General features: G+C 49.5%; 10 protein-coding genes and 1 other annotated feature. All 10 genes read left to right on the top strand.

The features are described 5' to 3' along the window. Window positions 1-6: 6 nt before the first annotated feature. The 10 genes from FA954_RS09565 to FA954_RS09525 all read left to right on the top strand — a co-directional run bounded on the left by FA954_RS09565 (window position 7) and on the right by FA954_RS09525 (window position 13,040). Window positions 7-738: a precorrin-2 dehydrogenase/sirohydrochlorin ferrochelatase family protein gene (locus FA954_RS09565; protein WP_121874002.1), complete on the top strand. Its 732-nt coding sequence runs from the start codon at window positions 7-9 to the stop codon at window positions 736-738. Next, window positions 675-1,601: a hydroxymethylbilane synthase gene (hemC, locus tag FA954_RS09560; RefSeq protein ID WP_037993535.1), complete on the top strand. Its 927-nt coding sequence runs from the start codon at window positions 675-677 to the stop codon at window positions 1,599-1,601. Before FA954_RS09565 ends, hemC begins: the two co-directional genes overlap by 64 nt. Then, the gene (gene cobA, locus FA954_RS09555) at window positions 1,598-3,115 is read left to right on the top strand and encodes a uroporphyrinogen-III C-methyltransferase (RefSeq protein ID WP_049719898.1); all 1,518 of its coding nucleotides are present in this window, start codon (window positions 1,598-1,600) and stop codon (window positions 3,113-3,115) included. The genes hemC and cobA overlap by 4 nt, the downstream gene beginning before the upstream one ends. Window positions 3,116-3,131: 16 nt before the next feature. Next, entirely contained in the window at window positions 3,132-4,112 is a 981-nt protein-coding gene (gene hemB / locus FA954_RS09550) for a porphobilinogen synthase (protein WP_037993532.1), read from the top strand. A 129-nt stretch (window positions 4,113-4,241) separates the two neighbouring features. After that, window positions 4,242-5,534, top strand: coding sequence for a glutamate-1-semialdehyde 2,1-aminomutase (hemL, locus tag FA954_RS09545; protein WP_037993531.1), 1,293 nt, complete (start codon window positions 4,242-4,244; stop codon window positions 5,532-5,534). 235 nt (window positions 5,535-5,769) lie between these two features. After that, the gene (locus FA954_RS09540; protein ID WP_121874004.1) at window positions 5,770-6,999 is read left to right on the top strand and encodes a LysM peptidoglycan-binding domain-containing protein; all 1,230 of its coding nucleotides are present in this window, start codon (window positions 5,770-5,772) and stop codon (window positions 6,997-6,999) included. Between the two features lie 115 nt (window positions 7,000-7,114). Further along, window positions 7,115-8,134, top strand: a complete 1,020-nt coding sequence (locus FA954_RS09535; protein ID WP_170151217.1) for a phosphotransferase — start codon at window positions 7,115-7,117, stop codon at window positions 8,132-8,134. Window positions 8,135-8,370: 236 nt separating this feature from the next. Continuing rightward, complete coding sequence (locus FA954_RS13710) at window positions 8,371-8,532, top strand: hypothetical protein (RefSeq protein ID WP_156097702.1); 162 nt, start codon at window positions 8,371-8,373, stop codon at window positions 8,530-8,532. A 120-nt stretch (window positions 8,533-8,652) separates the two neighbouring features. Beyond that, window positions 8,653-8,884 (top strand) — a binding site (T-box leader). Window positions 8,885-8,936: 52 nt separating this feature from the next. Continuing rightward, window positions 8,937-11,576, top strand: coding sequence for a valine--tRNA ligase (locus FA954_RS09530; protein WP_138615043.1), 2,640 nt, complete (start codon window positions 8,937-8,939; stop codon window positions 11,574-11,576). 159 nt (window positions 11,577-11,735) lie between these two features. Then, window positions 11,736-13,040 (top strand): bifunctional folylpolyglutamate synthase/dihydrofolate synthase, encoded by a 1,305-nt coding sequence (locus FA954_RS09525; RefSeq protein ID WP_175413191.1) that lies wholly within the window; start codon window positions 11,736-11,738, stop codon window positions 13,038-13,040. Window positions 13,041-13,052: the final 12 nt, after the last annotated feature.

The raw sequence follows: 13,052 nt of genomic DNA, 5'->3' as shown, positions 1-13,052 counted from the left end.
ACAAAGATGAGACAACCCTATGCCATGATGATTGATCTGAGAGGAAAGCCCTGTTTGGTGGTGGGAGGAGGAAAAGTGGCCGGGCGCAAAGTGAAGACGTTGATCGATGCCGGGGCTCATGTCAAAGTGGTGAGTCCGGCAATCACGCCCATGATCAAATATTGGGCGCTTTCCAGAAAAGTGGAATGGTTCGCCCGGCCTTACCAACAAGAGGATGGTGCAGGCCAATTTTTGGTGGTTGCCGCCACCGATGATCCGGGTGTCAACCGGACTGTTTATTGTCATGCAAAGATGCGCGATCAATGGATTAACGTTGTTGATCAGCCCGGGCTTTGCAATTTTACGATCCCTGCGGTATTGACACGGGGGAAACTGCAAATCGCCATTTCCACGCAAGGGGCAAGCCCGTCCGTGGCCAAGAAAATCCGCCGCGAACTGGAAGATGCCTATGGCGAGGAATATGAGCTTTATTTGGACCTGGTGCAAGAGATGCGGCAGAAAATTCAAGTCCAAGTCACGGAGAAACGGATCCGGTACCAGCTGTACAAAGAATTGGCATCGGACCGGTGGATTGAAGCTTGCCGCCGAAATCCGGACGGGGTTCACCGTGAAATGGCGGAATGGTTGGAAAACATGATTTTAAGCGGAGCGAAGGAGAAAGGAGGGTCTGTGGCATGCGGACGCTTGTGGCAGGAACAAGACGAAGTGAGTTGGCACTTACACAAACCCATTGGGTGATGGAACACTTGAAGGAATTGGAACCGGGATTGGATATCCGGGTGAAAAAAATTGTAACTAAAGGCGATCGCATTTTAAATGTCACCTTGTCCAAAGTGGGCGGCAAAGGATTGTTTGTAAAAGAAATTGAACAAGCTTTGTTGGATGGGAAAATTGATTTTGCCGTACACAGCATGAAAGACATGCCTTCTGAAATGCCTCCGGGATTGGTGATCGGGGCGGTTCCGGTAAGGGAAACACCGACAGATGCCCTGTTATCCATCGACGGAAGAACATTGGATGAACTCCCGTCCGGAGCGGTGGTGGGAACCAGCAGTTTGAGGCGCCAGGCGCAAATTCTGGCTTATCGTCCGGATTTGAAAGTGGAACCGGTGCGGGGCAATTTGCAAACGCGAATCCGCAAGATGCAAGAAGGCCAGTTTGATGCCATTATTTTGGCGACTTCCGGATTGAAAAGGATGGACTGGGAAAACAAAATTTGCCAGGAGTTAACCGCGGATGTCATGCTGCCGGCGGTCGGGCAAGGGGCTTTGGCTGTCCAGTGCCGTGCGGATGATGAAGAGCTTTTGTCTGTTTTACAGCGGTTGAATCATGAGGAAACGAACAAAGCCGTTTCTGCCGAACGGTCTTTTTTGCATGCTTTTCAAGGCGGATGCCATTTGCCGATTGCGGCTCATGCTGTATTGGATCAAGATGAAATTCATTTGACCGGTCTGGTTGCCGATCCCGGGGGACAAGACGTGATCAAAAAAAGCATCCGTGGGAAAGATCCCGAAAAGCTCGGAAAAGATTTGGCGGCATCTTTAAAAGAAGAAGGGGCCGGTCGTCTGTTGGAAACCGTGCGGGAGGGGCTTAAGATATGACCGGTATGGTTTATCTGGTTGGAGCGGGTCCCTGGGATCCGGGCCTGATCACCGTCAAGGGATTAAAGGCGCTGAAAAAAGCGGATGTGATCATTTATGACCGGTTGGCCAACCCCCAGCTTTTGAATCATGCAAAAGAGAATGTCGAACGGATTTATGTGGGAAAATCATCCGACCATCATACACACACCCAGGAAGAGATCAATGATCTGCTGGTTGAAAAGGCCAAACAAGGATTGACGGTGGTCCGGCTGAAAGGCGGGGATCCTTTTGTTTTCGGACGCGGCGGGGAAGAGGCCGAACGTTGCGTGGAAGAAGGCATTCCTTTTGAAGTGATCCCCGGCATCACCTCTGCCATTGCCGTTCCGGCTTATGCAGGGATTCCGGTCACCCATCGGGATATGAATGCATCGTTTTCGGTAGTCACCGGGTATGAACGGAAAGAAAAAAATGAACCCTCCGTTTCTTTTGCTTCCCTGGCCAAAGCAACCGAAACCCAGGTTTTTTTGATGGGGGTCAAAAATCTTCCCTATATCGTTGAACGGTTGAGAAAATACGGAAGATCCGGCGATACGCCGGTGGCTTTGATCCGTTGGGGAACCAAAATGGAACAGGAAACTTTGACCGGCACGCTGGAGGATATTGTTGAAAAGGCGGAAGAACGAAAATTCCGCCCGCCGGCGGTGATTGTGGTCGGGGAAGTGGTCCGCCTGCGTGAAAAGCTGGCATGGTTTGAACAAAAACCATTGTTTGGCAAACGGGTTTTAGTTACCCGGGCGCGTGAGCAAAGCCAAAGCTTGTCGGAGAAGATTCATGAATTGGGAGGAGAATCGCTGGAGTTTCCGGTGATCAAAATCACCCGCCCGAAACGCCAGGACTTTCTTGATCAATCCCTCCGCCGCCTTCATGAGTATGATTGGATTATCTTTACCAGTGTCAACGGGGTGAAATTTTTCTTTTCGCGACTGCGCGAGTTAAAGATCGATATCCGTCAAATGGGCAAAGCGAAGATCGCCGCCATCGGCCCGAAAACGGCAGAAGCCTTGTGGGAAAAAGGGTTGCTCGTTGACGTGATTCCCGAAGAATACCAGGCGGAAGGGTTGATTGAAAGTCTTCGCCACCAAGTCAAAGCGGGAGAAAAAATCTTATTGCCCCGTGCCAACATCGCCCGCAAAATTTTAGCGGTCAAGCTGGCTGAGATGGGTTGTGAAGTGACCGATGCCGATGCATATGACACGGAGACAGAAACTGGAAATGTGAGTGAAATCGTTGAGGGGTTACGGGAAGGAACGATTCATGTGATTACTTTCACAAGTCCTTCCACGGTCCGGAACTTTGTCCGGTCCCTGCAAACGGTGGAAAAAGATGTGCCTTCATTACTAAAAGGGGTGCACATTGTCTGCATCGGCCCGATTACGGCTCAAACGGCCGGGGAATTGGGATTGAAAGTGGACGGCATTGCCAAAGAGTACACCATTGAAGGATTGGTGGAAGTATTGAAGCAGTTGCCATAAGGTTGTTAGAAGGAGGATGAAATCAGTGGCTTCATTTATTCGTCATCGCCGTTTGCGCATGAATGAAAACATCCGGTCTCTGGTGAGAGAAACACATTTAAAAATCGATGATTTGATTTATCCGTTTTTTGTTATCGAAGGAACGGGGATCAAACAGGAAGTCCCCTCCATGCCGGGCGTTTATCAATATTCTTTGGACCGTCTTCACGAGGAAATGGATGAAGTGGTGAAACTTGGAATCCGTTCGGTTTTGGTTTTTGGCATTCCGGCACATAAGGATGAATGCGGATCTCAAGCTGATGATGAGCACGGGATTGTCCAGGAAGCGATCCGGTATCTGAAAAAAGAATACCCGTCCCTGTATGTGATTGCAGATACCTGCTTGTGTGAATATACTTCCCACGGCCATTGCGGAGTGGTGGAAAACGGGCAGGTGCTAAACGATCCGTCCCTGGAACGGTTGGTTTCCACGGCCGTTTCGCAAGCCGAGGCGGGAGCGGATATGATTGCTCCTTCCAATATGATGGACGGGTTTGTTTATGCCATTCGTGAAGGGCTGGACAAAGCCGGATTTGAAAACGTGCCAATCATGTCCTATGCCGTCAAGTATGCTTCCGGTTACTACGGACCGTTCCGTGATGCGGCACAATCGGCTCCGGGATTCGGGGACCGGCGTTCTTACCAGATGGATCCGGCCAATATTCGGGAAGCCATGCGTGAAGCCGCATCCGACGTGGCAGAAGGCGCCGATCTGCTCATTGTAAAACCGGGATTGGCTTATTTGGATGTGCTGCAACGGGTTCGTGAACGTTTTGATCTGCCGGTGGTGGCTTATAATGTAAGCGGGGAGTATTCCATGGTCAAAGCGGCGGCCATCAACGGTTGGATCAATGAAAAAGAAGTGGTGATGGAAAGCATGCTGGCATTTAAACGTGCCGGTGCGGATTTGATCATTACTTATCATGCCAAAGATTTGGCCCGTTGGCTGAAAGAATGATTTTTCGCATGCCGGGTTTCAACCAGCCGGTCCATCCGGCTGGTTGATTTGCCGGATGCGGGTTTTGCGTTACAATACAGACAGCGCTTTTACATATCGCTCAAGAACATGAAAAAAGGTGGGTCCGTTATGCGTCTTTCTTTTGAACGATCCGTTGCCGATTACCAGGAAGCGGTGAAAGTGATCCCAGGCGGTGTCAACAGCCCGGTTCGCGCTTTTAAATCGGTGGATATGAACCCGATTTTTATTGAACAAGGGCAAGGTTCCGTGGTGACGGATGTCGACGGGAACCGGTACATCGACTATATTTGTTCCTGGGGGCCGCTCATCTTGGGACATGCCCATCCCGATGTTGTCAGGAAAGTGAAAGAAACGGCAGAAAAAGGAACCAGTTTCGGGGCGCCGACGGAACTGGAAACGAAAATGGCCAAGATGGTTACCGAGCGGATGCCTTCCGTGGATATCGTGCGCATGGTCAATTCCGGAACCGAAGCCACGATGAGCGCCATCCGCTTGGCACGCGCTTATACCAAAAGGACGAAAATCTTGAAGTTTGAAGGAAGTTATCACGGGCACTCGGACAGTTTGTTGATTAAAGCAGGTTCCGGGGTGGCCACGCTCGGGCTTCCGGACAGCCCCGGTGTTCCGATGGATTTGGCCCAATCGACGTTAACCGTTCCGTATAATGATTTGGACAGTGTCCGGCTGGCTTTTGAAAAATTCGGCGAAGAGATTGCCGCGGTGATTGTCGAACCGGTTGCGGGCAATATGGGCGTGGTTCCGCCTCAGCCCGGCTTTTTGGAAGGAATCCGGGAAATCACCGAACAATATGGAACCGTCCTGATTTTTGACGAAGTGATGACCGGCTTCCGCGTGGATTATTACTCCGCCCAAGGGCGTTATAACGTCATGCCCGATCTGACCACCATGGGGAAAGTGATCGGCGGCGGTTTGCCGGTGGGGGCTTTCGGCGGCAAACGCGAGATCATGGAGATGATTGCTCCGGTCGGCCCGGTTTACCAAGCCGGCACTTTGTCCGGAAACCCGTTGGCCATGGCAGCCGGTACGGCCACCTTGGAAGCCATGACCCCGCAAGCTTATGAGGAGCTGGAGAAGAAAGGGGCCATGTTGGAAGAAGGAATGAAACAAAATGCTGAAGAAGCCGGCGTGCCGCATCATATCAACCGGGTCGGTTCCATGGTTTGTCTCTTCTTTACCGATGAAAAAGTGACCAGCTATGAACAGGCCAAATCGTCCGATACCGGTTTGTTTGCTTCGTACTACAAAAACATGCTGGAAGAAGGGATTTTGTTGGCGCCTTCCCAATTCGAGGGCATGTTTGTCTCGATGGCCCACAGCGAATCGGACATTGAGCGCACCATCGAAGCAAACCGGCGTGCACTGAAAAAACTGTCCAAATGAATATGATCCCAAGGCTGCCGGAATGAGGCCGGCAGCCTTTGTTTTTGAAAAAACATTGAACCGTGAAGAGACGGCAGTTGCAGAAGAATTGACGTCTCTTTTTTTGTTTTTTCAACCTCCTGTCCAAAAGAACCGGTTATAACCGGAAAGGAATTGCATATAGTTTACTAATATCCCAAACGACGGGTACTGTGATGTCGTTTGGTGAAGAAAATCCTCAAAAGGAGGGAATCAAATGGAAGATCAATTCACTCAGCTTCGCTTCGACATTTCGGAGAAGGTGCGTTTACATCCGCAACAACCGGGAATCGATACCCTCCTGGAACTGGACTTATATCCGGACGTAGAGATAAAAGACGAGGGTCAACATTTAAAAATCCAAGGTTATTTGCGTTTAAACGGCGTTTATGTAGGGGAAGAACAAACCGCTGAAGAGGAAAGCGGGGCCTTACATAACGGGAGAGTGGAGGAAGAAACCAATGAACTGGCTTATGTGATTCCGGTGGAAATCACGCTTCCTGCCGACAGAGCAGAGCAGTCCCGGATTTCCGCGGAAGTGGAGACATTTGATTATGAAGTCCTGTCTCCATTTGAATTGAAGATTGAAGCGATTTTAATGATTGACGGTTTGCTTCCCGAAAGCAGCCATGAGGAAGAAGAGCAAAGCGGGGAAAATGTGCAAAAATATCCGGTTTTCTCCGGATCGACGGCTCAACCTTTAACCATTGCCGGGGAAGACGGGAACAAGGAGGCGGCAGAGAAAGAGGAGGATCCTTCGGAGGCTGTTGCACAGCGGCAAGCACAGGAAGAGGAACCGGCCCGTGAAACCGGCGAAAGAAAGGCTGAGGATGTAAGAGAAGAAAAAGCCAAGGAGGAAGTAAAGGAGACGAAAGAAGTTTCGGAACCGGCTTTGCACGAGCTGGCACAACCGGAAAAAGAACCGGAAGAGAAAGAAAGCAAAGAGGTTGTACAGGAAATTAAACTGTCACCCAAAGATTTCTGGTATGAAAGACAAAAATCCAAGCAAATGGAATTGAAACCGGAGGAAGATTTGATCCCCGCCGAAACAGCGGAAGAGGAACACCCTGTCCAAGAGAAGGTGGAGGTGCCGAAACAGGAAGATGACACACCGGAACCGGTTCTTGCCGAAGAGGAAGGCACTGTAGAAGAGGAAGGCACTACGGAAGATTCTGCTGACGGGGAAGAAAGGGATGAATCTGGTGAAGCCCGGAGCAAGGCCGAGTGGATCCGCTGGTTGGTTCATGGAAAGGAAGAACATTTTGTTCCGATCAAAATGGTGATCGTGCAAGAAGATGAGACCATTGACCAGGTGGCTGGCAAGTATGAGGTGTCTGCCGACGAGATTGTGAATAAAAACCGGTTGACAACGGACCGGCTGGAGCCCGGGCAAATCTTGCAAGTCCCCGTAAAACCGACCGAATCGCACGAAAAAAGGGAAGCTTAGTGCCGGAAAAAACAAGAAAACCCGAAAAGCCCGGGAAATTCATTTTCTTGTGCCGATGAAGAATTTCCAAACCGGTTTTCGGTATTCGTTTGGAGTGGGGAGAGGAGGATGTGGATTGGATTTCACCCGTAATGATGAATGGAAAATGGCTTGTGACCAGTATGGTTGGCAACCGGTCCGGGTGGAAGGAGACGGGCGGGTCTTCAAAGTGACGTTGCCGGACCGGGAATTGGGGCTGAAAAGATCGGGGGCCTCATATGAAAAATTGATGCTGCTTCACCGGATTTTGGAAAAAATGAACCATCAGGGGTTTGTGCACACGTTGCCTTGGGAGTTGACCCCGGAAGGTGAGCCCGTCGTACGCACCCGTACAAGCTGTTGGTATGCGGTTCCGTGGAAAGAAAAAGGGGCGGACGAAGTATCCGCACAGGATGTGGTCATGGGATTGGCGCATTTGCATCGCTTTTCGGAGCCGGTCTTGAAAGATTATCCGGAATTGGCGGGAAAAACGGACGAACGGTTGATCGACGAGTGGGAGGAGAAACGGCGGGATTTGAAAAGTTACCAGGAACAAATCCGCGCAAGGGAATTTCCGTCCCCCTTTGATCAGTCGGCAGAGCAAATCTTCAAACAGCTGGACCAATCGCTCTCGTTTGCGATCCGGGGCATGAAGCGCTATCTGGAATCGGAAGATGGTGCTCCCCCGCGTTACGCCCTTTGCCACATCCGCATTCATCCAAGCAACATTGTCGCGGATCAAGAAAACTTTTATTTTATTGATTTTGACCATGCCGGGGTGGATTCGCCGGTGCGTGACCTGGCACTGGCGGTGGAACGCCTCAGTGATCCGTCCGATCCGAAAAATTCGCCTTCGGCACTGATTCAGGCCTATGAAGAGATTTGCCCCCTCCGGCCCAAGGAAAAAAAGCTGCTCGGATTATATTTGTCCTATCCGGAACGGCTTCTAAAGACTCTCCGGATTTATTATCATGATCCCAAGCTTTTAAATGATGAGCCCGAAGCAGTTTCACGCTTGGAAAAAGAGATGGCCCGGTATGAAAAAAACAAGGTTTTGGTTCGCCGGTTGTGGACGAACAGAAAAAAAGGAAAGGCAAATAAAGAAATACGCAGATAAACGAAGAATAAATCCGGGATCTCCCGGTTTTTTGTTTTTTGTCACTATTCAAGCGCTCTTTTGATGATAAACTTATTATCAGTCATTTGCATCTCATGGAAGACCGATTTAAGATACAATCGTTTAAAAGCGAAGGAATTTGTTTCGGATGCTGGACAGATACGTACAAAATGTGGAGAATAGGAATATGTTACAATGAAAAGACTTCGGATGCTGACAGGAAGGGGTTTATTCACTTGAGAGCAGTTAAAATGATCGTGAAAAAAACTTACAAAGGTGTGTTGTTCTTAACTTTTCTCAGTATCCTGTTGTTGTGCACAGTGTTGCTTTTGGCTTTTTTGGCTGATCCCCAGGCGATGTATGAATTTATTAAACAAACGTTTGGCGTCCGTTCATAAAAGGGAATCATGGATTTGTCTTTTTGAAACGGCGATATCGCCGTTTTTTATTCAAATGGGGTATAGTTTGACGCAAAGTTGGAAAACGTGTAATATAATAGTCAATATCTGATGTGAATGGGAAATGCGAAGACGGAGAAGAGTAGACGGATTAAAGCAGTCAGAGAGAGAAACCCTTGGCTGAAAGGTTTCTTCTGCATTTAACCGTTGAACGTCGCTCTTGAGCAGGTTGTCTGAAAGGTTGACGAAACCGTGTAAGATAACCCGGTTCCAGCCGTTATCTGGTCAGAGTGCACTAATTTTTTAATTAGTGAATAAAGGTGGTACCGCGAAAAGACCTTTCGTCCTTTGTTGGCGAAGGTTTTTTTTATTTTCGGAAGAAAGGCGAGCAGGAGGTTGATAAAATGTCGACGATGCCAAAAACGTATGACCCGAAACAGGCAGAATCCAAATGGTATGATTATTGGATGAAAGGCGGGTATTTTCAAGCGGGAGAAGACCCGGATAAAGAACCGTTCACCATTGTGATTCCGCCGCCGAACGTAACGGGGAATTTGCACATCGGCCATGCCTTGAACAACACCTTACAAGATATTTTGATCCGTTTTAAACGGATGCAGGGATATGATGCATTGTGGTTGCCGGGGATGGATCACGCGGGAATTGCCACTCAATCCCGTGTGGAAGCGAAACTCCGGGAAGAAGGAGTCAGCCGCCATGAGCTGGGACGGGAAAAGTTTTTGGACGTTGTATGGCGGTGGAAGGATGAGTATTCCAAAAACATCGCCAATCAATGGCGGAAAATGGGGTTGTCGTTGGACTACAGCCGGGAGCGCTTTACGCTGGATGAAGGGCTTTCGGAAGCGGTCAAAGAAGTGTTTGTCAAGTTGTACGAAAAAGGCCTGATTTACCGCGGGGAATACATTATCAACTGGGATCCGGTTGCCAAGACGGCCCTGTCGGACATTGAAGTGATTCACAAAGAGGTGCAAGGCGCCTTGTATCACATCCGGTATCCGCTGGCAGACGGTTCCGGATCGGTGCAAATGGCCACCACCCGACCGGAAACGATGCTCGGGGACACGGCATTGGCGGTTCACCCGGATGACGAGCGCTACCAACATTTGATCGGCAAGGAAGTGGTTCTGCCGCTTACCGGACGCAAAATTCCGGTGATTGCCGATGAATATGTGGATCAGGAATTTGGGACCGGGGTTGTCAAAATCACGCCGGCCCATGACCCGAATGACTTTGAAGTGGGCAATCGCCACGAACTGCCACGGATTTTGGTGATGGATGAATCCGGGAAAATGAACGAAAATGCCGGCAAGTACCAAGGCATGGACCGGTTTGACTGCCGCAAACAAGTCGTCAAAGATCTGGAGAACGAAGGGTACCTGATCCGGGTGGAAGAACATGTGCATTCGGTCGGGCACAGCGAACGTTCGGGCGCGGTGGTGGAACCGTATCTTTCCACCCAATGGTTTGTGGCCATGAAGCCGCTCGCACAACGGGCGATTCAGGCTCAGAAAAAAGGCGAAGGCGTCCGTTTTGTACCAGAACGTTTTGAAAAGATCTATTTCAACTGGATCGAAAATGTGCGGGATTGGTGCATTTCGCGGCAACTGTGGTGGGGACACCGGATTCCGGCATGGTACTGCGGCCAATGCAGTGAGATGACGGTGGCACGTGAGGAACCAAAGACTTGCCCGCATTGCGGAAGCGATCAGTTAAAGCAGGATGAAGACGTCCTGGATACATGGTTCAGTTCCGGACTCTGGCCGTTTTCCACATTGGGGTGGCCGGAAGAAACCGGGGACTTAAAACGGTACTATCCGACGGATGTTTTATTGACGGGATATGATATCATTTACTTCTGGGTTGCCCGCATGATCTTTTTGGCACTGGAATTCACTGATGACATTCCGTTTAAAAATGTCCTGTTCACCGGCTTGGTCCGGGACGCGGAAGGTCGGAAAATGTCCAAGTCGCTCGGGAACGGGATCGATCCGATGGAAGTGATTGACCAATACGGTGCCGATGCCATGCGGTACATGTTGTCGACCGGTTGCACGCCGGGAAATGATCAGCGTTTCCGCTTTGAACGCGTGGAAGCGGCAAGAAACTTTGCGAACAAAATCTGGAACGCTTCCCGTTTCGCCCTGATGCACCTGGAGGGAGTCGAAGAAGATGATCTTTCCTTGACCGGCCCGTTTTCAACGGCCGACCAGTGGATTCTGCATCGCCTGAACGAAACGGTCCGGGATGTGACCAGGCTCTTGAATCGTTTTGATTTTGGAGAAGCGGGACGGGTGCTGTACAACTTTATTTGGGATGAGTTTTGTGATTGGTATATCGAGTTTGCCAAACTTCCTCTTTACGGTGAAGATGAAGAGGCGAAAAGAGTCACCCGGTCTGTGTTGGTTCATGTTCTGGACCAATCCCTCAAATTGTTGCATCCCATGATGCCGTTCATCACGGAAGAAATTTGGCAGCATTTGCCGGTGAAAGGCGAAAGCATTATGATCGCCCCGTGGCCGGTGGAAGATGAACAGTTCGAATCCGCGCAAGCGGTTCGGCAGATGCGGGTGTTGATTGAAATCATCCGGTCGGTGCGCAATATCCGGGCGGAAATGGACGTTCCGGCCAAACGGCAAATCGAGCTTTTGATCCGTCCGGACGGTGACATGGAAGAAACCATCCGGAAGCACGAATCGGCGATTAAAAAATTGTGCGGTGTCGACCGGTTAACGATTGATTCCGGTCTCAAACGGCCGCAAAAATCCATGACGGATGTGGTGACCGGCGCCGAGATATTCTTGCCGCTTGCCGGAATGGTGGATGTGGAACAAACCATTGCCCGTCTGAAAGCCGAATTGAAAAAATTAAATGCCGAAGTGGAAAGAGTGGAGAAAAAACTGGCAAACCCCGGCTTTGTTTCCAAAGCACCCGCTGAAGTGGTCGGGAAAGAACGGAAAAAAGGTGAAGAGTATAAAGAAAAACGAGAGAAAGTGCTCGCCCGTTTGAAGGAAATGGAAGGATGACAAAGGGGAGGGTTCTCCCCTCCCCGTTTCATATTGACGGATGGCCGGATAACAGGCAAAATGGACAAAGTGAATGTATTCTTATTAATTAAAATAGTTTTGGAAAGAAGCTGAGGGAGAATGACTCAATTCGAAACAGCTCAAGAAGTATTTGCTTGGATGGAACAAACATGTGCCAAAACCATTCAACCGGGACTGGAACGCATGGAATGGATGCTGGAGCGGTTGGATCATCCTGAACGTAGGTTGAAATTTATTCATATTGCAGGTACCAACGGGAAAGGTTCAACTGCTGCCATGATTGCATCGGTACTAAAAGAAGCCGGTTTTTCGGTGGGGATGTTTGTTTCTCCTTATGTCCTTTCATGGCATGAACGAATTCAATTTGACGGACAACCGATGGATGAATCTTCTTTTGTTCGCTGGGTCAATGAATTAAAGCCGCTGATCGAAAAAATGGCGGAAGAAGGGCCGGGGGCCCCGTCTCATTTTGAATTTTGGACTTTGGTATCATTATGTTATTTTGCAAAAGAAGCCTGCCCTTGGTTTGTGGTGTGGGAAACCGGGATGGGAGGACGATTTGACTCCACCAATGTGGTGTACCCGTTGGTATCCGTGATCACCGAAATCGGTTATGATCACAAAAAGTGGCTGGGCGAAACGTTGGAAGAGATCGCAACGGAAAAAGCGGGGATTATCAAACCCGGAGTGCCTGTGATATGCGGCAGCGAAAAAGAAGAAGCACTGTCCGTCATCAAACGTGTTGCCAAAGACAAACATTCCCGATTATATATGTATAATGAAGATTTTTCTGTCATCGCACATCATCAGGATCTGGATGAACAAAGATTCACGTTTCAAAATGTGTATCGCGAGCTGGAAAATCTTTCGCTCCCGCTGGCCGGGGATCATCAGTTGCAAAATGCGGCAACGGCATTGATGACGTTGGAAATTTTGCGCCAAAATTATGCAACGGTCATCGAGCCGGAGCATTACATCAACGGATTGAAAAAAACAGCGTGGCCGGGCCGGTTGGAAAAAGCGGGTGACCAGCCGCACATCCGACTGGACGGCGCTCACAATACAGAGGGGATCAAGGCGCTGGTTCAAACCATAAAAAAATATGGATCCCGTTATCGCCGAATCGGTTTTATGATTGCCATGATGAAAGACAAACCGGTCAGGGAAATGTTGGAGCACCTTGCGCAAACAGCTGACTTTGTTGTGACAACCTCGCTTGAGGAGCATGCTCGTTCCCTTGAGGCGGAGGAACTGGCTCGCATGTTGAAAGAAATCAATCCGGATTTAAATGTGGTGCCCGTCCAAGGAGAACAAGATGCACTTCACGTATTCCTGAACCAATTGGATGATGATGATTTAGGCATTGTGGCCGGATCGCTGTATTTGGTTTCTGCAGTGCGGCCGTTATTGATGAACCATGGGGGAAGACAGGGACTTACATGAAGGTTGGTGATT

Source organism: Thermoactinomyces vulgaris (genome assembly GCF_005886755.1).
Taxonomy (GTDB): Bacteria; Bacillota; Bacilli; order Thermoactinomycetales; family Thermoactinomycetaceae; genus Thermoactinomyces; species Thermoactinomyces vulgaris.
Note: the sequence above shows the minus strand (reverse complement) of the source record. Positions and strands in the feature narration are given on the sequence as shown.

Bases quoted from the DNA above. Each gene is read 5' to 3' on its own strand.
- FA954_RS09565 (WP_121874002.1), top strand. From the start codon at position 7: ATGAGACAACCCTATGCCATGATGATTGATCTGAGAGGAAAGCCCTGT.
- hemC (WP_037993535.1), top strand. From the start codon at position 675: ATGCGGACGCTTGTGGCAGGAACAAGACGAAGTGAGTTGGCACTTACA.
- cobA (WP_049719898.1), top strand. From the start codon at position 1,598: ATGACCGGTATGGTTTATCTGGTTGGAGCGGGTCCCTGGGATCCGGGC.
- hemB (WP_037993532.1), top strand. From the start codon at position 3,132: ATGAAATCAGTGGCTTCATTTATTCGTCATCGCCGTTTGCGCATGAAT.
- hemL (WP_037993531.1), top strand. From the start codon at position 4,242: ATGCGTCTTTCTTTTGAACGATCCGTTGCCGATTACCAGGAAGCGGTG.
- FA954_RS09540 (WP_121874004.1), top strand. From the start codon at position 5,770: ATGGAAGATCAATTCACTCAGCTTCGCTTCGACATTTCGGAGAAGGTG.
- FA954_RS09530 (WP_138615043.1), top strand. From the start codon at position 8,937: ATGTCGACGATGCCAAAAACGTATGACCCGAAACAGGCAGAATCCAAA.
- FA954_RS09525 (WP_175413191.1), top strand. From the start codon at position 11,736: ATGGAACAAACATGTGCCAAAACCATTCAACCGGGACTGGAACGCATG.